This window comes from Kitasatospora sp. NPDC097691, from assembly GCF_040302665.1.
Classification (GTDB): domain Bacteria; phylum Actinomycetota; class Actinomycetes; order Streptomycetales; family Streptomycetaceae; genus Kitasatospora.
Genome location: NZ_JBEORY010000082.1, coordinates 16,696 through 35,063 on the forward strand (window position 1 = coordinate 16,696; position 18,368 = coordinate 35,063).

The following is an 18,368-nucleotide window of genomic DNA, read 5'->3' on the forward strand; positions in this document are numbered from 1 at the left end:
CAGGGCCCGATCGGCCCGTGACGAGAGGAGACACCCCATGAGCGGCTCCGCCCCCCTCGGGATCAGGACCGTCCTGCACCCGGTGTCCGACCTGGCGACGGCCAAGGCCGTGTACGCGGCCCTGCTCGGCGTCCCGCCGCGCACCGACGAGCCGTACTACGTCGGTTTCGAGGCCGGCGGGCAGCACATCGGGCTGCTGCCGGCCGGCGGGCCGCAGGGCCTGACCGCGCCGCTGGCCCACTGGCACGTGCCGGACATCGAGGCCGCCGTGGCCGCGGTGACCGCCGCGGGCGCCACCGTGAAGGAGCCCGTGCACGACGTGGGCGGCGGCCGGCTGGTGGCCACCCTCGTCGACCCGGACGGCAACCTGCTCGGCCTGCTGCAGGAGCCGGCGGGCGGCCCCCGCTCCCGCGCCGAGCGCCGCCGCGACACCGAGCGCCGGCTCGCCGAGGACGTCGACCTCTGGCTCGCCAGCGCCTCGCCGGACGGCGCCCCGTACCTGGTGCCGCTGTCCTTCGACTGGGACGGCGAGGCGCTGCTGCTGGCCACGGTGGCGGACGGCCCGACCGGCCGTAACCTGGCCGCGGGCGGCACCGCCCGGCTGGCCCTGGGGCACACCCGTGACGTGACGGTGGTCGAGGGCACGGTGGAGGTGCTGGCGATGGACGCCCTGCGCCAGGAGCGGGGTGACCGGTTCGCGGCGCGCACCGGTTTCGACCCGCGCGGGCTCGGTACGGCGTACCACTGGTTCCTGGTCACCCCGCGCCTGGTCCAGGCCTGGCGCGAGGCGGACGAGCTGGCCGGCCGTGAGCTGATGCGCGACGGGCGCTGGCTGGACTGACGGGCGGCAGGGCCGTCCGGGGCATGCGGGCGAGGGGGCGGGAAGGGCCCGCCCCCTCGTCGGTGCCGTGCCCCCGCCGGTTCGGGGGCACCCGCTGTCAGGGCACCGGGATCCGGGCCGGCTCCGGGGCCCTGACAGCCGTGCGCTCGTGGCGGGCGGTGCGGACGGGCCACCACAGGGCGCGGCCGAACAGGGCGGCGACGGCGGGCACCAGGACCAGGGACAGGACGACGGCGGAGAGCAGGATGCCGAGCGTCATCGCGAAGGCGACCTGTTCGCTGCCCGGGGTGGTGGCCAGGCTGGCGAAGGAGCCGGCCAGGACCAGACCGGCGGTGGCGACGGCGGGCGCGGTGTGCCGCACGGCGCGGGCGACGGCCGCGCGGGCCGGGCCGGGGGTGCGCATCTCCTCGCGGATCCGGTCGGTGATGAGGATGTTGTAGTCGGTGCCCAGGGCCACGACGAACAGGAACAGCACCAGCGGGAGGGTGAAGCTGACGCCCGGTTCGCCCAGTCCGTGCTGGAACAGCAGGGTGGCGGCGCCGAGGGTGGCGGCGAAGCCGAGCCCGACGGAGAGCATCAGGACCACCGGGGCGAGCAGGCTGCGCAGGAGCAGCAGCAGGATCAGGGCGATCAGGGCGGCCGCGACCGGGAAGACGACCGCCAGGTCGTGGTCGACCGCGGTGGCGACGTCGGCGAAGATCGCCGCCGTGCCGCCGACGTGGACGGTGGTCCCGGCGGGCGTGTGGGCGGCGACGGCGGCGCGCACCGGGCCGGAGGCGAGGTCGCGGGCGCGCTGGCTCTGCGGGTCGGCGGTCAGGTAGAGGTCGATCCGGGCGGCGCGGTGGTCCGCGTTGAGGACGGTCCCGCCCACCGTGCCGACGCCGTCGACCCGGGTGAGGGCCTGGGAGAGGTCGTCGAGTCGTCCGGGGGTGAGGGCGGTGCCGTCGGTGGCGAGGACGTAGACGCTCGTCGGGTCGGAGACGCCGGCCGGCAGGGTGCGGGAGATCTCGGCGGCGGTGACGGCGGCCGGGGTCTTCTCCCCGGCGCCGCCCACGCCGTAGTCCATCCGGATCCCGGCCGTGCCGGCGGTCAGCGCGCCGAGCAGGGCGACGGCGGCGAGCAGCATCGGCAGCGGGCGCCGGGCGACGAGCGCGCCGAAGCGGGCGGCGAAGCCTTCGCGCGGCTGCTGGCGCAGGCTGCGGGAGGGCCAGAACATCCCGCGGCCGCAGGCGGCGAGCAGGGCGGGCATCAGGGTGAGGCTGCCCAGCAGCATGACCAGGACGGCGACGGCGATGGCTGGGCCGAGCGAGCGGAACTGGCCGAAGCTCGCCACGCCGAGGGTGGCGAAGGCGGCGACGATGGTCAGCGCGGCCGAGGTGATCGCGGTGCCCACCCGGGCGCAGACCTCGGCGGCCGCCTCGCGGGCGGGCTGCTCGGGCCGGGCGCGCAGTTGCTCGCGGAAGCGGAAGAGCAGGAAGAGGAGGTAGTCGACGCCGATGCCGAGCAGCACCACGGCGACCAGTCCCGGGGTGCCGGCGTCGAGCTTGAGGCCGGTCAGCATCGCGGCGCCCGCCACGGCACCCCCGGCCACGCCGCCGATGAAGGCGACCGCGAGCAGCGGCAGCAGAGCCGCGAGGGCGCTGCGGAACACCAGCACGTTGAGCAGGACGATCAGCCCGGTGACGAGTGCGCCGCCGACCGTCGTGGCGGTGCGGTTGGCGTCGGCGGTGTCGACGGAGTCGGCCAGGCCCCCGGTGAACCCGGTGCGCATCCCGGCGTCGGCGAACTGCGTCCGGGCGGCGTCCCGGAAGGTCCGGTAGACGCCCTGGACGCCCTCGTCGGCGGCGCTCCCGGTCAGTTCGACGGAGAGGAGTTCGAAGCCGCGGTCGGGGGCCACCATCGCGGGGGCGATCCGGGGGGTCTGCGAGCGGTCGGGGACGAGGAAGGCCGGATCGTCCTTCTTCCGGGGCATGACGACCCGGTGCTGGGCGAGCTTCGCCGCCTCGGCCTCGATCCGCTGCTGGTCCGCGGCGGCGAGCGGCTTGCCGTCCGTCCTGGCCACCAGCACCGTGACCGTGGTGGCGTCGGGCTTCGCCCCGAAGTTCTCCTCGGCGATCCGCAGCGCGGCGGCCGAGTCGTAGCTCCGGGGCAGGAAGTCCCCGGTCTGGGACTGGGTGACGCGGGAGAGCAGCATCGGGCTCAGCAGGGTCAGGGAAATCCCCAGCACCACCCAGAGGGTGATCACCTTCCACGGGTTCCTGGTGGCGTATCCGGTCAGTGCGCGGATCACGAAAATCCTCCGGCGGTGGACGCGAGCGTCCGCAGGTCGGTCTCGGCTCCCGGGGGTCCCGGGGCGGCTCCGGGGGTTCCCGGACGGATTCCAGACCATCACCCGGAGCGTGCCCCGGACGTCCTCGCGCGGGACGATCCGCACCGGGGCCCCGGGTCCCCGACCGGGGCCGGACCCGGGACCGTGGTCCTGGTCCGGGGCCGGTGATCGGCCGTGGGGACCATGCGGGAGCGGGGTGGACCGATGCCAGAATGGCGTCATCGCAGCTGATCAGCACCGGTCCGGGGCGGTCGTCCGGTGGCGGACGGTCGGTCGGCGGACGGACGGTCGCCGGAGGTGGCGGCGCGGGTACGGCACGGGAACGACACGGAGGGGAACGGACATGGGCGGGCTTCAGCGTCCCGTGGCGGACGCGGGGCACGGCGGGGTGGACCCCGGCCGGAGGCCCGGCGCGGCGACGGACCCCTCGTCGGACGCCGACGGTGCTCCGTGGAGCAACACCGACGCGCTGGTGGCGGCCGCCGCCTGCACGATCGACCTGCTCGGCTACCTGGTGTTCAACGGGGAGAGCGCCGACCGGGGGGCGAGCCTTCCGGGCTTCCTCCTGGTCGCCCTGGCGGCCCTGCCGCTGCTCGCCCGGCGCAGGCGTCCGGTCGCGGCGCTGGCCGGTGTCCTGGTGCTGGGGACCGCGGCCGACCTGTCCGCACCACCGCCGAGCCCCCACTTCGGCGCCGTCCTGGCGGTCGCCCTGTACACGGTGGCCACGGCCGTCCCGGTCGCGCGGACGGCGGTGGCCGTGGCGGTGGCGTCGGTGCTGACGGTGCTGGGCCAGAGCAACCTGCGCATGCCGACCTGGCAGGCCGCCGTCAGCGCGCCGGCCGCCGCCCTGCTGGTGGCCGGCGCCGGCGTCGCGATCGCGCGCTGGCAGCGGGAGGTGGAGGCCAACCGCGGGCTGCTGGCCGACCGCGCGGTGGCCGACGAACGCCGCCGCATCGCACGGGAGTTGCACGACATCGTGGCGCACCACATCACCACCATGCAGCTGATGGCCGGCGGCGCCCGGGCCAACCTCGCCAACCCGGAGGTGGTCCGGGAGGCCCTGGTCACCCTGGAGTCCTCGGGGCGGCTGGCCCTGCGCGAGATGCGCCAGCTCCTGGACGTGCTGCGGGCCGGCGACGAGCCGGACGCCGGCCTGCCCTCGCCCCAGCCCGGGGCGGAGGACCTGGACCGGCTGGTCGCGGAGTCCCGCCTGGCCGGGCTGCCGACCGACCTCGACGTCCACGGGCCCCGGCGCCCGCTGCCGCCGACCGTCGGCCTGACGGTGTTCCGGATCGTCCAGGAGGGCCTCACCAACGCCCGCAAGTACGCGGGGCCCGCCCGCGCGAACGTGCTCCTGACGTACGGCGCGGACCGGGTCACCGTCGAGGTGCGCGACGACGGCGGGAGGGGCGGCGGCGCGGCGAGTGGCGGTGGGACGGGCGGCGGCACGGCGGGCCCGGGCGGGGTGGGCGAAGGCGGCGGGGGCGGGGGTGGGTACGGCCTGATCGGCATGCGCGAGCGCGTCGCCCTGCACGGCGGCTCCCTGGTGGCCGGCCCGCGGCCGGAGGGCGGCTTCGCCGTGGTGGCCGAGCTGCCGCTGGCCCCGGACGAGACGGCCGACGCGGCCGTCCAGCACGGGACGGCGGCGGCCCGGTGAGCGCGGCGGCACCGGGCATCAGGATCCTCATCGCGGACGACCAGCCGCTGGTGCGGCGCGGCCTGTCGCTGATCCTCTCCCCCGACCCGTCCTTCGAGGTGGTCGGCGAGGCCGAGAACGGGGAGCAGGCCGTCGCCGCCGCCCGCCTGCTGCGGCCCGACGTCGTGGTGATGGACATCCGGATGCCCGTGCTGGACGGGGTCGACGCGACCCGCGAGCTGGCCCGCGCCCTGCCCTCCTGCCGGGTCCTCGCCCTCAGCACCTTCGACATGGACGAGTACGTGGTGGCCGCGCTGCGCGCCGGCGCCCACGGGTTCCTGCCCAAGGACGTCTCACCGGAGGAACTGGGCGCGGCGATCCGCACCGTCCACACCGGCGAGGCGGTGGTCGCCCCGCGCCTGCTCACCCGGCTGATCTCCACCTACGTCCGGGCGCCCCTCGGCGCCCCGCCGCCCGTCGCCGACACCGGCGGGCTCACGCCCCGGGAGGTCGAGGTGTGGCGCCTGATGGCCACCGGCCTCGACAACGCCGAGATCTCCCGGGCCCTGGACATCAGCCTCTCGACGGTGAAGAACTACATCACCAGCATCTTCGGCAAGCTCGACGTCCGGGACCGCGCCCAGGCCGTCATCGCGGCCTACGAGTGCGGCCTGGTCACCGCCGGAGCAGGCGGCGGCCGGGCCGGGAGCGAAGGCGGCCGGGCCGGGTAGCGGGCCGCTGTGCGGGGGCGGGGCCGGCGGCGGCGGGGGCGGGAACTACGACGACCGGCGTGTTCTGCGGACCGCCGCTCGGAAGGACATGCCCCGGTCGTGCCACATCATGCCCGTGGACGCGCCCAGGATGATCACCACGCCGATCGCGATGAAGAACGACATGAGGGTGAACACCACCCCGATCGGCCCGTACTCCTCCTCGTTGCCGACGACCATGCCCGAGAAGGTGAAGTGGAAGACGAGCAGCATGCCGGTCCAGAACACGCCGGTGGCCACCGCGCACGGCACCAGCCGACGCCAGACGACCCTCCCGGCCAGCAGGAACCACATCGTGAGCCACCAGAAGCCGATGCACCCCACGGCGCTGATGATCCACCACAACACCGGCATGCTCGCGTGGAACGCGCGCCCCGCCAGGGTGGCCAGGGCGAGCGCACCCACGGCCAGGGCCAGCCAGACCAGCGCGCGCAGCCTGTCCCAGGCCTGCTTGGGCAGCTGGAACACCCGCTGGTACAGCTGCTGGATCGAGACGGCGATGGCGAGGCCGCCCCCGACGAAGAAGACCCACGACAGCCCGGTGACCGCCGCGGACGTGGTCGAGGAGGAGGCGAACAGGTGGCCGACGTCGGTAGCGGCCTGCGGGCTCAGGCCCAGCCGCACCGTCATCCCGGACACCGCGGAACGCCCGGCCAGGGCGGACACGACGAGCAGGAACGGGACGGCGCACAGCAGCAGCGTGGCGGCCAGCACGATGGCCTGGCTGAGGAAGTCCACCGCGTCCAGCCGCCCCCACAGGTTCTCGGCCCAGGACCCGATGTACTTGCCCTTGCCCCACTCGGCCGCCTGCCGGGCCTGCCGGACGCCCGCCTTCCCGGACGTCCCGCCCGGTGACGGCGCCGGGGGCCCGCCCCCGTGCTCGTCACTGGGCTCGTCGCCGCGTTCGTCACTGGGCTCATCACTGGGCTCATCACTGGGCTCGGGGACGTGGTCGGGGACGTGGTCGGGGACGTGGTCGGCTCCGCGCTGGTCTCCGCGGGTGCTTCCGTGCTCGTCCCCCGGTTGTCCCGGTGTCCAGTCCCTCGCGCGCATGATGCATCCTCCGGCGGCCGCGCCGACCCGTGGCCTGCCGGGACCCGCCACGCGGTGGCGCCACGCGTGCCCGGAGCCGCGGTCCTGTATTCACCGTCGCACGGCGGCCCCTGCCGCGCCCGGGCCCGGGGTACCCCGACGGCGGCGGTGGTGACGGCAGCAGCGGTGGCGGAGCGTGCGGGCAGGGCTCCGTACGGGTACGTCTTCCCCCGGGTACGGCACCCCGGCGATGCGGACGGCCCGGTGCCCTGGCACCCCGCCTCCTCGGCCGCACGGTCGGCCGCCTCGTGGTCGGGAAGTGAGGCGGGACCGTCGCAGGACCGGCGCGCCACCGGCACGGGGCTGCTCGTGCGGTCCGCCCGGACACCCCGTCGCAGGGCGGGCCGCACGGCTACCGGCCGGCCGTCTTCGGGGCCTCCAGTTCGGTGTGGTGGACGGTGAAGCCGCCCCGCAGGACCGGGGCGAACGGGGCCGGGGCCATGCAGGTGCCGACCACCGGCTGGTAGGGCTTGCCGTCCGCGCCCACGTCCATGTTGGCCACGCCCCAGGAGAACCCGAGGCGGGCGTCGCCGTGGCCGCTGCCCTGGTAGATGCTCAGGCCTATCCGCTCGCCGGTGTTGCCGACGTCCGACCTGGTGACGACGGCGGTCAGCGTGGCGACCGGGCCGCCGGTGCTCAGGCAGTCCACCTGGGCCTCGGCGCTGTAGACCTTCCCGGTGTCGGCCTTGCGGTGCGAGTAGTGGACGGTGCCCCGGGCGTCGGTGGGCAGGCCTTCGGCCGCATTGGTGCCCGGGAAGCGGCGGGTGTACGGAGTCGCCAGGGCGTCGACGGTGAACCAGATCTCGTCCTCCGGGGAGAAGGCGTACGAGATCCGGGCCGTGCCGCTGACGCTCGCCGGGCGCGCGGCCCGTCCGTCCTGCTGGGCGGACGCGGCACCGGTGGCGGTGGCGGTGGCGGAAGCCGGGGCGATGCCCGTGAGCGCCGCGAGGGCCAGCCCGGCTGCGGCGACGCCCCGGACGGCACGGACGCTGACACGGGTACGAATGCGGAACATGGTGGGCTTCCCTCCCTCCGGCGGCCCGGGTGGCCGCCGTCTCGATGTCCCCAAGCGTGGCCGCCGCACGCCCTCGCGCACATGTGCCGATCGGCATAAAAGTCCCGCTCACTCCGGGTGTTGTGCCCTGCCGATCGGCAGGGCACGACACCCCCACAACACCCCGCACGACAAACCGGTCAGCGGCCTCGCCACCACCGGCGGCGCGGTGCCTCCGCCGGTGCCGGGCCGTCCGGTGCCGGGCCGTCGGAGGCCCGGCCCGCCGGTGCAGGGCCGTCGGAGGCCTGGCCGGCTGGCGCCGGGCCGGCCGGGGCGCCGTCGTCGGGTGTGGGGCCGGGGAACGGGGGCAGGGCCCGGAAGCGGTCGTCGAGCACCGCGCTCGCGCCGACCCGGGCCAGCGTCTCCCGGACCAGGGTCAGCGGGTGGGTGGGGAACTGGGCGTCCCATTCCGGGAGGTCGGCCGCGTGGTACGGCAGCGGGCCGCGCAGGTCGGGGTCGTAGGGGTGGGAGCGGACGAAGGCGTCGAAGCCGACCCGGTCGGCGACCACCGCCTCGCGCATGCCGCTCACCGGTCCTTCGGCGGCCTGCACCTTCAGCACCACGCTGCACCGGTCGCGCGGCACCGTCCACGCCCCGATGAACACCTGCCCGCGGCCGGTGCCCCGGGAGACCTTGACGAGCTGCCACAGGCCCGGCACGCCGCCCAGTTCGCGCACCTGCGCCTCGATCAGCGCGGCCCCGCTGCTCGCGGTGTGGCGGGCCACTTCGCGCAGCAGCCGCTCGCCCGCGTCGAGCGGGGCCACCAGGTCCGGCACGAGCGCGAAGTCGTGGACGGACAGGACCACCCCCCGCGCGTCGTCCCACACCCGGTCTCCGCCCCCGGCGCCGTCCTCGTCCTCGCGTGGGGCGAAGCCGGCCAGGTCCAAGCTGATGATCGCACTCATGGCGGTCATCCTCCCGCCCCCGGCCGGGCCGGGACACTCCCTTTACCCGCCGGACGGCCGCACCCGGTGATCTCCACCGGTGCGCGCGCGGGAGAATGGGCGGGTGACCGACAGTCAGCTCCCCCGGGGCATCACCGCCCTGATCCCCGGCGCCCCCACCCCGCCCACGCCCGGCGAGCGGGCGGCGTCGCAACTCCTCCACCTGCGGACCGCCGAGGTGCCCATCCCGCTCCTGGCCGCGGCCGTGGAGCTGATCGCCCCGCAGCTGGAAAGCGGGGACCCGGTCACCCGCGAGGCCGCCGCCGACGTACGCGCCCGGCTGCTCGCCGCGCTCGACGCCGCCGGGCGGCCGGACCGGGGCTGAGGCCGCTCCGCCCCGTCGGCCGCGCTGTACCGGACGGAGCGCGTGATCGTGCGCGGGCCGCGGCCGCGGAAGGAGTCGGCGCCGGACGAGGAGGAGCCGGACGGGCAGTAGCCCCCCGGGCCGGGGCCCCGGTGTCAGCCCCGGGTGGCGGCCTGGCGGGTGCGGCGGGCGAGGCGGTGCAGGCGCTGGACGGCGACGAAGCGGTGCATCCGGTCGGCCAGCGTCAGGCGGTACTTGAGCCGCAGCCGGCTGCCCAGGGCGGCCAGCCGTTCGGGGCCGATGGCCTGCAGCAGTCGGCTGACGTGCTGCTGGTAGGCCTCCCGGTAGGCGCGGTCGCCGTCCGGGACGGACCAGAAGAACATCGGGATCTCCTCGACCAGGCAGTTGTGGTCGTAGGCGCGCAGGTGCTCGGCGAACTCCGGCTCGGGGCGGGCGAGCAGCCATTCGCGGACCAGTTCCATCGAGCGGACCCGGTCGACCACGCCGCGCGGGTCGGTCTTCTTCTGGGTGATGGACAGGTCGCCGTCCTCGCGCACCCGCCAGTGGTAGATCGGCTCGGCGAGCACGTCGACCCGCTCGGCGAGGAAGTGGTGCGGCACGCTGACCGGGGCGTCCTCGTACAGGATGCCCTCGGGGTACAGGATGCCCGCAGTGTCGAAGAAGGAGCGCCGGTAGACCTTGTTCCAGGCGGTGCGGTCGGTGACCAGGGCGGGCACCTCGCTGACGTGGGTGCGCAGCCGGGTCTCGCGGAAGGCGCGGCGGTGGCCGTGCGAGGGGGTGAGGCCGGTGGTGCGCAGGCGCAGCGCGTTGCCGGTGACGAAGTCGGATCCGGTCTCGTCCAGTGTGCTGATCATCAGCTGGTAGGCGTGCGGCGGCAGGGTGTCGTCGCTGTCGACGAAGGCCAGGTACTCGGTGCCGGGGGTCAGGTGGCGCCAGCCGGTGTTGCGGGCGGCGCCGAGGCCCTGGTTCTCCTGGCGGACCAGGCGGAAGCGCGGGTCGCGGTCGGTGTACTCCTCGGCGATGGCGGGGCCGCCGTCGGTGGAGCCGTCGTCGACCAGGACGCATTCGAAGTCCTGGAAGGTCTGGGCCGCGATCGAGTCGAGGCATTCCCGGAGGTAGCGCTCGACGTTGTAGATCGGGACGACGACGGACAGGCGGGGGGCCATCGGGCGGCCTTTCGCTCAGGTGTGGACGCGCGCCGGACGGGGCCGGGCGGGTACGCACCGCCGACGGCCGATCACCGGCAGTGGCCCGAATGTAGGGACCGTACAAGTCTCTCAGGCGAACGGCGGATGGCGTAGAGGCTGCGGATCGGTGGAGCGGACGTGCTCGGTGTCAACCGGTCGCGAGCGAGCGTTACCCGTACGGGGGACCTGCCCGTCGGCCCGGGACGCCGAACCTCGCCGGGCCCGAACGCCGCAGCCGCAGCCGCAGCCGCAGCCGGGACGTCCGACAGACGTCCGGCGGACGTCGCGCCGCACGTCCGCCGCACGTCCGCCGGGCGGAACGCCGGGGCCGAGGGCAGCCTGGGAGTACGGCGGCACCGCCGGTGCCGGGCAGCCGAGGAGCGGGCATGGACGACACCGACGTACTGGTCGTGGGCGCCGGCCCGGTCGGCCTGACCGCGGCCGCCGAGCTGTGCCGGCGCGGCGTGCGCTGCCGGGTCGTCGACCGGCTGGACGCCCCGCAGCCCTACGCCAAGGCGGTGGGGATCCAGCCCCGCACCCTGGAGGTCTGGGCGGCGATGGGGCTGGTGGACCGGGTCCTGGACGAGGCGGTGCCGCTGCTGGGCCAGCTCGCCTTCGTCGACGGCGACCCCGGCCCGCGCATCGACCTCGAGCTGCCCGCCGAGGTGCCGTACCGCTTCGCCGCGCTGCCCCAGTACGCCACCGAGCGGCTGCTCACCGAGTACCTGGCCGAGTGCGGCGGCGCCGTCGAGCGGAGCACCGAGGTGCTCGGCCTGGAGCAGGACGACGAGGTCGTGCGCGTCACCCTGGCCACGCCCGCGGGGCCGCGCGCGCTGACCGCCCGCTGGGTCGTGGGCTGCGACGGCGCCCACAGCACGGTGCGCCACGCCGCCGGGATCGGCTTCGGCGGCGACGCCTTCCCCGAGCAGTTCATGCTCGGCGACGTCGAGCTCGACTGGGACCTGCCGCCCGGCTACGCCGTGCGCGCGACCCGCCGGACCGCCGACGGCGGCACCGACGCGCTGGTGTGCGTCCCGCTGCCCGGGCGCGGCCGCTACCGGGTGTCCATGAACGTCCCGCCCGAGCTCGCCACCGCCCCCGCCGCCGGGGTCGCGCACGGGCTGGAGGGCGGCCGCGCCCCCGAACTGCGGCACGTCCAGCAGGCCCTGGACCGCCTCTCCCCGCGGCCCGCCACCGCCTCCGCGCTGCGCTGGTCCTCGGTCTTCCGGATCAGCCACCGCCTCGCCGACCGCTACCGCGCCGGCCGCCTGCTGCTGGCCGGCGACGCCGCCCACATCCACCCGCCCACCGGCGCCCAGGGCATGAACACCGGCATCCAGGACGCCTGGAACCTCGCCTGGAAGCTCGCCCTGACCGTGCGCGGCGCCGCCACCGACACCCTCCTCGACAGCTACCACGCCGAGCGCCACCCCGTCGGCGAGGAGGTCGTCTCCCGCACCGTGCGCCACGCCCGCACGGGCTTCGACACCGACCCCGAGGCCCCCGCCGCCCCGCTCCTGCGCGAGGCCCAGCTCCTGGTCGGCTACCGCGACGGCCCGCTGACCGAGCCCGCCCCGGGCACCCGCCCCGCCCCCGGCGACCGCGCCCCCGACTGCGCCGGCCTCACCCGCCCCCTGACCGCCTACCCGCAGCGCCTGCACGAGCTGCTGCGCGGCACCCGCCACACCCTGCTGCTCTCCGCCGGCCCCGCCACCGACGCGCAGACCCTGCACACCTGCGCGGCCGCCGCCCACGCCGCCGCCCACGGCCTGCTCGACGTGTACGCCGTCCTCGCCCCGGGCTCCCCCTCCTCCCCGGCGGCGACCGACGGCCTGCGCCTGCCCGTCGTCCGCGACGCCGGCGCCGCCTTCCACGCCGCCTACCGCCCCGGCGACGGCGAGGCCCTGCTCGTCCGCCCCGACGGCTACCTCGCGGCCCGCCTGCCCGCCGCCGACCCGGCCCGTCTGGTGGCCCACCTGCGCCGCACCTTCGCCCCGGTCTGACCGCCCGCCCGAGCCCGCCGCCGGACCCGCCGCCGGAGCCGGGATTCCGGGTGAGGGGGGATCAACTACGGCCCGGGGAACGTAGATTGTGGATCATGATCGAGGGGACCACACGGAAACGGGGCCGCCACGCGGCCCGCAAGCGCGGGACCGGTACGGGCAGGACCGGTACGGGCAGGACCGGTACGGGCAGGACCGGTACGGGCAGGACCGGTACGGGCGGGCGCATACGCCCGTCCGTGCTGATGGCGGCGGGGACGGTGGTCTCGCGGCTCACCGGGCTGATCCGGCAGGTGCTGCAGGCCGCCGCGCTGGGCACCGGGCTGCTGGCCACCACCTACAACCAGGCCAACACCGTGCCCACCAGCCTCTACTTCCTGCTGATCGGCGGTGCGCTCAACTCCGTCCTGGTGCCGCAGCTGGTGCGCGCACGCCGCGAACACCCCGACGGCGGCGCCGCGTTCGAGCAGCGCCTGGTCACCCTCGTGCTGTGCGTGCTGGCCGCCGGGACCGCCCTGGCGGTGTGGGCCGCCCCGGACGTCATCCGCCTCTACCAGGACGACACCCCCGGCACGCACGCCGCGTTCGAGCTGACCGTCGTCTTCGCCCGCTACCTGCTCCCGCAGATCTTCTTCTACGGCCTCTTCGGGATCTTCGGCCAAGTCCTCAACGCCCGGAACCGGTTCGGGGCGATGATGTGGACCCCGGTGCTGAACAACGTCGTCCTCATCGCGATGTTCGGCCTCTACCTCGGCCTGTTGAACGCCCCCGACCGGGTCGACGCCGTCACCACCGAGCAGGTCACCCTGCTCGGTGTCGGCACCACGCTGGCCCTGGCCCTGCAGGCGCTGTCCCTGGTCCCGTACGCCCACGCCGCCGGCTTCCGGCTGCGCCCGCGCTTCGACTGGCGCGGCACCGGCCTGCGCCGGAGCGTCAGCGCCGCCCGCTGGACCCTGCTGTTCGTCCTCACCAACCTGGCGGCCGGCACGCTCGTGACCCGCTTCGCCTCCGCCGCCGACGCCGCGCTGCCGCACGACGGCGTCGGCTACACCGCCTACAGCTACGCCCAGCAGATCTGGACGATGCCGCAGGCCGTCGTCACGGTCACCCTGGTCACCGCGCTCCTGCCGCGGATGAGCCGGGCCGTTCTCGACCACCGCGTCGCCGACCTGCGCGCCGACCTGTCCCGCGCGCTGCGCACCAGCGGCGTCGTCATCGTCCCGGCCGCGTTCGCGTTCGTCGCCTTCGGCCCCGAGATCGCCCGGCTGCTGTTCGCCCACGGCACCACCGACGCCGCGGCCGCCCTGCCGCTGGGCCACATGCTCCAGGCCTTCGGCCTCGGGCTGATCCCCTTCTCCGCGCAGTACCTCCTGCTGCGCGGCTTCTACGCTTTCGACGACACCCGCACCCCCTTCGTCCTGGCCCTGTGGATCGGCGGCACGAACGTCGCCCTCGCCGCCGCCTGCCACCTGCTGCTCCCGCCCCGCTGGGCGGTCACCGGCATGGCGGCCGCGTATGCGCTGTCCTACGGCGTCGGCCTGCTGCTGACTGTGCGGCGGCTGCGCCGACGCACCGGCGGACTGCTGGACGGACGGCGGATCTGCCGCACCTACGGCAGGCTGGCCGCGGCCGCGGCGCTCGCCGGGACGGCAGGCCGGCTCGTCGCCGGCGGCTTCCCCGACGCCCCGGCGTCCGCGCTGCGCGCCACGCTCCTGCCGACGGCGGCGGGCACCCTCACCATGGCCCTGCTGTTCGTCCTCCTCGCCCGGCTCCTGCGCGTCGCCGAGCTCCGCGCCCTGCCCGGCCTGCGCTGACCCGCCGCGCCGCGCGGCACGGACGGTGTCCGCGTGGCTGCCTATAGTGAGCGCCATGAGCGACCCGGGCCCCACGTCGGCCTTCCACGCGGCCAACGCCGATCCCGCGCTCACCGACCGGCTGGTCGCCGTGCTGGACCTCCAGGCCGCCGATGCCGGGGTGCGGCGGCTGCGCGGGTGGGCACACGCGCGTCTGGCCGTGCGCCCCGGCGAGCGGGCGCTGGACGTCGGGTGCGGCACCGGCTCGGAGACCGTGGTGCTCGCGGCGGCGGTCGCCCCGGGCGGCACCGCGACCGGGCTCGAACCCCACCCCGGCCTGCGCGCCGTCGCCGAGCGGCGCGCCGCCGAGGCGGGCAGTGCGGCCCGGTTCCTGGACGGCGACGCGCTCGCGCTGCCGCTGCCCGACGCCGGGGTGGACGTGGTCCGGTGCGAGCGCGTCCTGCAGCACCTGGACGACCCGGCGCGGGCCGTCGCGGAGATCGCCCGGGTGCTGCGCCCGGGCGGCCGGGTCGCGCTGATCGACACCGACTGGTCCACCTTCCTCCTGCACCCGGCCGACCCGGAGGTCCGCCCCGCGCTGGCCGCGGTCGCCCGGGGCAACGCCGCCACCCCGGACGCCGGGCGCCGCCTGGGGGGCTGGCTGGCCGCGGCGGGCCTGAGCGTCGACGGACTCGGCTCCGGCGTCCTGCTGCACGACCCCCGCACCGTCAGCCGGCCGATCGTCCTCGGGCTCGCCGACGCGGCCGTCGGGCGGGGCCTGGTCACCGGGGCGCAGCGCGACCGGTTCCTGGCCGGTCTGGAGGAGGCCGCCGGGCAGGGTGCCTTCCACCTGTCGGTGACGATGTTCGCCGCCGTCGCGCACAAGCCGCGGTGACCGGCCGCGCTGACCGGCAGCGCTGACCGGGCCTTCCGAGCGGGCCTTCCGACCGGGCCTTCCGACCGGCCGGACTGACGCCGCGCCGACCGTCGCCGCCGGCACCCGGGGGGCGGTTTCACCCGGACGGAGTAACTTGGTCGTACTCCACCCGCCATGGTCCGGCCGTCGGAACGACCATCGAAGGACCGTGCGTACGGGCACCAGCGATGAGGTGATGGACATGCGCGAACCGATGAACGCGGGCGTGCCGGAGTCGGCGTCCGGGATCCAGCGGCAGCTCTACAGCGGAGGGGAACGTCCCTTCGACCCCGAGGACCTCGTGATGGCGTCGGGCCGCGACGTCACCCCCAGCCGCCTCGAATGGGCGCGGCAGGAGATCGAGCGCAAGGGCGCCGCCGCCCTGGAGCGCTACCTCCCCTGATCCCGTCCCGCCCGGAGGCCCGGCCGGGCGGCCGGGCCCTTCGGGCGGGCGCCGGGGGTGCGGAGGTCGGGGCGCAGGTCGGGGCGCAGACCTGGTCGGACACCTGTTCCAGGGCCGATTGTCAGTGCCGGCGGCGATGATGCCGTCCATGAACGACGCCGCTCTGCTCACTCCCGGCGACTACGCCGACGCCGTTGCCACCGCCGTCCGGGCGGCCGCCGCCTACTACACCGACGGCGCCACGCCGCTCGGCGACGACGAGTACGACGCCCTGCTGCGCGCCGTCGCCGCCTACGAGGAGGCGCACCCGGGCGAGGTGCTGCCGGACTCCCCCACCGGGAAGGTCGCCGGCGGCGCGGTCGAGGGCGACGTGCCGCACAGCGTGCCGATGCTGTCGCTGGACAACGTCTTCTCGGCGGAGGAGCTAGCGGACTGGGCGGCCGGGCTGGAGCGCCGGCTGGGCCGTCCGGTGGCCGCGTGGTGCGTGGAGCCCAAGCTGGACGGGCTGGCGGTGGCCGCCCGCTACCGCGCCGGGCGCCTGGAGCGGCTGATCACCCGCGGCGACGGCCTCGCGGGCGAGGACATCAGCCACGCCGCCGACACCGTGCTGGGCCTGCCCGCCGTGCTCGCCGAGCCCGTCGACGTCGAGCTGCGCGGGGAGGTCCTGCTCACCCGCGAGCAGTTCGAGCACGCCAACGAGGTGCGCACCGCCCACGGCGCCGTCCCCTTCGCCAACCCGCGCAACGGCGCGGCCGGCACCCTGCGCGCCAAGGACCGCCCGTACCGCATCGAGCTGACCTTCTTCGGCTACGGCGCGGTCGGCCTGGACGAGGAGCTCGCCCACAGCGCCCTGCTGGAGCGTCTGGCCGCCCTCGGGGCCAACACCGCCGCCACCACCGCCGCCCGCCCGGCGCGCTGCGCGACGCTGGAGGAGGCCCAGCAGCGGGTCGCGGAGATCGCCGCGTTGCGCTCCGAGCTGCCGTTCGGCATCGACGGCGTCGTGGTCAAGGCCGACTCCGCAGCCGACCAGCGGGAGGCGGGGTCCGGCACCCGCGCGCCGCGCTGGGCCGTGGCCCGCAAGCTCGCCGCCGAGCACAAGGTCACCCGGCTGCTCGACGTGGAGTGGAACGTCGGGCGCACCGGCATCATCGCCCCGCGCGCCGTCCTGGAGCCGGTCGTCATCGACGGTGTCACCGTCACCTACGCCACGCTCCACAACCCCGCCGACATCACCCGGCGCGGCCTGATGCTCGGCGACCGGGTGTTCGTCTACCGCGCCGGCGACGTCATCCCGCGCGTCGAGGCGCCGCTGGTCGAAGAGCGCACCGGCGACGAGCGGCCGATCGCCTTCCCCGAGGTCTGCCCGCGCTGCGGGGACGCCATCGACACCGGTGAGCAGCGCTGGCGCTGCGCCCGGGGGCGCAACTGCCAGGCCGTCGCCTCGGTGATCTACGCGGCGGGCCGCGACCAGCTCGACATCGAGGGTCTGGGCGGCACCCGCGCCGTCCAGCTCGTCGAGTCCGGCCTGGTGGCCGACCTCGCCGACCTGTTCTCCCTCACCCGCGAGCAGCTGCTCGGCCTGGAGCGGATGGGCGACACCAGCACCGACAACCTGCTCGCCGCGATCGAGACCGCCCGCACGCAGCCGCTCAACCGGGTCTTCTGCGCGCTCGGCGTGCGCGGCACCGGGCGCACCATGTCCCGCCGCATCGCCGCCCACTTCGGCTCGATGGCGGCGATCCGCGCCGCCGACGCCGAGACCCTGGCGATGGTGGACGGCATCGGCGCGGAGAAGGCCCGGGTCGTCGTCGCCGAACTCGCCGAGCTCGCACCGCTGCTGGACCGCCTCGCGGCCCGGGGCGTGGGCACCGCCGTCACCGCGCCGCAGGCGCCGGCCGCGGCGGCCGCCGCGGGCCCGTCGGAGGAGACCGCGGCGGGGGCCGGCCCGCTCGCGGGCGAGGCCGTCGTCGTCACCGGCAGCATGACCGGCGTGCTCGCCGCGCTGTCCCGCAACGAGATGAACGAGCTGATCGAGCGCGCCGGCGGCAAGGCGTCTTCGTCCGTCTCCAAGCGCACCACCCTGCTGGTGGCCGGCGAGAAGGCCGGCTCCAAGCGCGCCAAGGCCGAGGAGCTCGGCATCCGCATCGTCACCCCCGACGACTTCGCCGCGCTGGTCGCCGACCACCTGCCCGAGGGCTGACGGGCGGCGGGGAACGACGGAACCGCGGGGAACTGAGGGGAGGGGAACCGCGGGAAGCCGATCACCGTCTGGCCTGGCGATGGTTCATGCGCACGGCAAGCGGTTCCACGGGGGGTGGACATGTCGGACGGCAGTGTCGTCTGGTCGGTGGTCGGTGTCGTCGGGTCGGTCGCGGGGGCGGCGGCCCTGGTCGGGGTGGCGCTCCGGGTCAGGCTGCGGGCGCGGACGCTGGCGCAGGGGCTGACGGCGCGGGCCCGGTGCCTGGAGACCTACCTGACGGTGGAGACGCGGGGAACGGGCTCCGAGCGGCGCACGTCCACCGAACGGCACGTGATCATGGGGTTCCGCACCGCGGACGGCCGGGACGTCCGGTTCCGGGACGGCTCCGGCGCCCCGCGCGTGGTGGGCGATCAGGTACCGGTGCGGTACCTGCCCGAGCGGCCGCGGCGCGCGGTGATCGCCGACGGGCACCCGTCCGGGATCACCGCTCCCCTGGTCGTGGGGGCCGTGGTCGGCCTGGTGACCGTCGGCCTCGGGGTGGCGTTCGCCGTTGCCGGTTTCCGGGGCGCGCACGGTGAGGCGGACGCTCCGGCGCCGCTGACGTCCCCGGGCCCGCAGTTCCCCGGCCATCAGGTCCCGGACCCGGGCTGGGTGCCCAGCGGCTATCCCACCCACGTCGTCTGCACCGCGGGGTCCGCCCACCCCCTGTGCCCCGGTACGTTCTCCGGCCCGACGTCCTTCCACTGAACCTCCGGAGCGGGCGGGGCGCACCGGGTCCGGCAGCCAGCGTCACATAGTGGCTGCCCTGCCATGCCGGGAAGGTGATCCCTTCCATCCTTCCGCCTCGGCCGTGTACCTCGACAAGTGGATCCCCC

Annotated in this window: 15 protein-coding genes and 1 pseudogene; 11 read left to right on the forward strand and 5 right to left on the reverse strand. The window is 75.8% G+C overall.

What is annotated here, in order from left to right; translation table 11 throughout:
* Positions 1 to 37: 37 nt before the first annotated feature.
* Together ABTY56_RS35715 and ABTY56_RS35720 are read left to right on the forward strand one after the other, a co-directional pair.
* A pseudogene (locus tag ABTY56_RS35715) lies at positions 38 to 388 on the forward strand (VOC family protein); the annotation flags it as partial.
* Positions 377 to 841, forward strand: a complete 465-nt coding sequence (locus tag ABTY56_RS35720) for a pyridoxamine 5'-phosphate oxidase family protein (protein WP_350633726.1) — start codon at positions 377 to 379, stop codon at positions 839 to 841. The pseudogene ABTY56_RS35715 and the gene ABTY56_RS35720, both read left to right, overlap by 12 nt.
* A 97-nt stretch (positions 842 to 938) precedes the next feature.
* On the opposite strand, the gene ABTY56_RS35725 is transcribed toward ABTY56_RS35720, so the two are convergent.
* Positions 939 to 3,131 (reverse strand): MMPL family transporter, encoded by a 2,193-nt coding sequence (locus ABTY56_RS35725; protein WP_350633701.1) that lies wholly within the window; start codon positions 3,129 to 3,131, stop codon positions 939 to 941.
* A 382-nt stretch (positions 3,132 to 3,513) separates the two neighbouring features.
* Here ABTY56_RS35725 and ABTY56_RS35730 point away from each other — a divergent pair, with 382 nt between their 5' ends.
* Together ABTY56_RS35730 and ABTY56_RS35735 are read left to right on the forward strand one after the other, a co-directional pair.
* Complete coding sequence (locus tag ABTY56_RS35730) at positions 3,514 to 4,827, forward strand: sensor histidine kinase (RefSeq protein ID WP_350633703.1); 1,314 nt, start codon at positions 3,514 to 3,516, stop codon at positions 4,825 to 4,827.
* Entirely contained in the window at positions 4,824 to 5,537 is a 714-nt protein-coding gene (locus ABTY56_RS35735; RefSeq protein ID WP_350633705.1) for a response regulator, read from the forward strand. The genes ABTY56_RS35730 and ABTY56_RS35735 overlap by 4 nt, the downstream gene beginning before the upstream one ends.
* A gap of 45 nt (positions 5,538 to 5,582) precedes the next feature.
* On the opposite strand, the gene ABTY56_RS35740 is transcribed toward ABTY56_RS35735, so the two are convergent.
* The 3 genes from ABTY56_RS35740 to ABTY56_RS35750 form a co-directional block, all read right to left on the reverse strand.
* Positions 5,583 to 6,629 (reverse strand): YhjD/YihY/BrkB family envelope integrity protein, encoded by a 1,047-nt coding sequence (locus ABTY56_RS35740; RefSeq protein WP_350633707.1) that lies wholly within the window; start codon positions 6,627 to 6,629, stop codon positions 5,583 to 5,585.
* 391 nt (positions 6,630 to 7,020) lie between these two features.
* Positions 7,021 to 7,683: a hypothetical protein gene (locus tag ABTY56_RS35745; RefSeq protein ID WP_350633709.1), complete on the reverse strand. Its 663-nt coding sequence runs from the start codon at positions 7,681 to 7,683 to the stop codon at positions 7,021 to 7,023.
* Positions 7,684 to 7,862: 179 nt separating this feature from the next.
* Positions 7,863 to 8,627 (reverse strand): hypothetical protein, encoded by a 765-nt coding sequence (locus tag ABTY56_RS35750; protein WP_350633711.1) that lies wholly within the window; start codon positions 8,625 to 8,627, stop codon positions 7,863 to 7,865.
* Positions 8,628 to 8,730: 103 nt separating this feature from the next.
* Here ABTY56_RS35750 and ABTY56_RS35755 point away from each other — a divergent pair, with 103 nt between their 5' ends.
* The gene (locus ABTY56_RS35755; RefSeq protein ID WP_350633713.1) at positions 8,731 to 8,991 is read left to right on the forward strand and encodes a hypothetical protein; all 261 of its coding nucleotides are present in this window, start codon (positions 8,731 to 8,733) and stop codon (positions 8,989 to 8,991) included.
* Between the two features lie 134 nt (positions 8,992 to 9,125).
* On the opposite strand, the gene ABTY56_RS35760 is transcribed toward ABTY56_RS35755, so the two are convergent.
* Positions 9,126 to 10,157, reverse strand: a complete 1,032-nt coding sequence (locus tag ABTY56_RS35760; protein WP_350633714.1) for a glycosyltransferase family 2 protein — start codon at positions 10,155 to 10,157, stop codon at positions 9,126 to 9,128.
* A gap of 407 nt (positions 10,158 to 10,564) precedes the next feature.
* Here ABTY56_RS35760 and ABTY56_RS35765 point away from each other — a divergent pair, with 407 nt between their 5' ends.
* The 6 genes from ABTY56_RS35765 to ABTY56_RS35790 all read left to right on the forward strand — a co-directional run bounded on the left by ABTY56_RS35765 (position 10,565) and on the right by ABTY56_RS35790 (position 18,240).
* Positions 10,565 to 12,181 carry an FAD-dependent monooxygenase gene (locus ABTY56_RS35765; protein ID WP_350633716.1) on the forward strand — a complete coding sequence of 539 codons (1,617 nt, stop codon included), beginning with the start codon at positions 10,565 to 10,567 and terminating at the stop codon, positions 12,179 to 12,181.
* A 245-nt stretch (positions 12,182 to 12,426) separates the two neighbouring features.
* On the forward strand, positions 12,427 to 13,995 hold the full coding sequence (murJ, locus tag ABTY56_RS35770) for a murein biosynthesis integral membrane protein MurJ (protein ID WP_350633728.1): 1,569 nt from the start codon (positions 12,427 to 12,429) through the stop codon (positions 13,993 to 13,995).
* 55 nt (positions 13,996 to 14,050) lie between these two features.
* On the forward strand, positions 14,051 to 14,869 hold the full coding sequence (locus tag ABTY56_RS35775) for a methyltransferase domain-containing protein (protein WP_350633718.1): 819 nt from the start codon (positions 14,051 to 14,053) through the stop codon (positions 14,867 to 14,869).
* Positions 14,870 to 15,104: 235 nt separating this feature from the next.
* Positions 15,105 to 15,293 carry a hypothetical protein gene (locus tag ABTY56_RS35780; RefSeq protein ID WP_350633730.1) on the forward strand — a complete coding sequence of 63 codons (189 nt, stop codon included), beginning with the start codon at positions 15,105 to 15,107 and terminating at the stop codon, positions 15,291 to 15,293.
* 139 nt (positions 15,294 to 15,432) lie between these two features.
* Positions 15,433 to 17,493, forward strand: a complete 2,061-nt coding sequence (ligA, locus tag ABTY56_RS35785) for an NAD-dependent DNA ligase LigA (RefSeq protein WP_350633720.1) — start codon at positions 15,433 to 15,435, stop codon at positions 17,491 to 17,493.
* 120 nt (positions 17,494 to 17,613) lie between these two features.
* Positions 17,614 to 18,240, forward strand: coding sequence for a DUF3592 domain-containing protein (locus ABTY56_RS35790; RefSeq protein ID WP_350633722.1), 627 nt, complete (start codon positions 17,614 to 17,616; stop codon positions 18,238 to 18,240).
* Positions 18,241 to 18,368 lie beyond the last annotated feature (128 nt).

Bases quoted from the DNA above. Each gene is read 5' to 3' on its own strand.
- ABTY56_RS35765 (WP_350633716.1), top strand. From the start codon at position 10,565: ATGGACGACACCGACGTACTGGTCGTGGGCGCCGGCCCGGTCGGCCTG.
- ABTY56_RS35790 (WP_350633722.1), top strand. From the start codon at position 17,614: ATGTCGGACGGCAGTGTCGTCTGGTCGGTGGTCGGTGTCGTCGGGTCG.
- ABTY56_RS35750 (WP_350633711.1), bottom strand. From the start codon at position 8,627: ATGAGTGCGATCATCAGCTTGGACCTGGCCGGCTTCGCCCCACGCGAG.
- ABTY56_RS35730 (WP_350633703.1), top strand. From the start codon at position 3,514: ATGGGCGGGCTTCAGCGTCCCGTGGCGGACGCGGGGCACGGCGGGGTG.
- ABTY56_RS35780 (WP_350633730.1), top strand. From the start codon at position 15,105: ATGAACGCGGGCGTGCCGGAGTCGGCGTCCGGGATCCAGCGGCAGCTC.
- ABTY56_RS35760 (WP_350633714.1), bottom strand. From the start codon at position 10,157: ATGGCCCCCCGCCTGTCCGTCGTCGTCCCGATCTACAACGTCGAGCGC.
- murJ (WP_350633728.1), top strand. From the start codon at position 12,427: ATGGCGGCGGGGACGGTGGTCTCGCGGCTCACCGGGCTGATCCGGCAG.
- ligA (WP_350633720.1), top strand. From the start codon at position 15,433: ATGCCGTCCATGAACGACGCCGCTCTGCTCACTCCCGGCGACTACGCC.
- ABTY56_RS35740 (WP_350633707.1), bottom strand. From the start codon at position 6,629: ATGCGCGCGAGGGACTGGACACCGGGACAACCGGGGGACGAGCACGGA.
- ABTY56_RS35775 (WP_350633718.1), top strand. From the start codon at position 14,051: ATGAGCGACCCGGGCCCCACGTCGGCCTTCCACGCGGCCAACGCCGAT.
- ABTY56_RS35745 (WP_350633709.1), bottom strand. From the start codon at position 7,683: ATGTTCCGCATTCGTACCCGTGTCAGCGTCCGTGCCGTCCGGGGCGTC.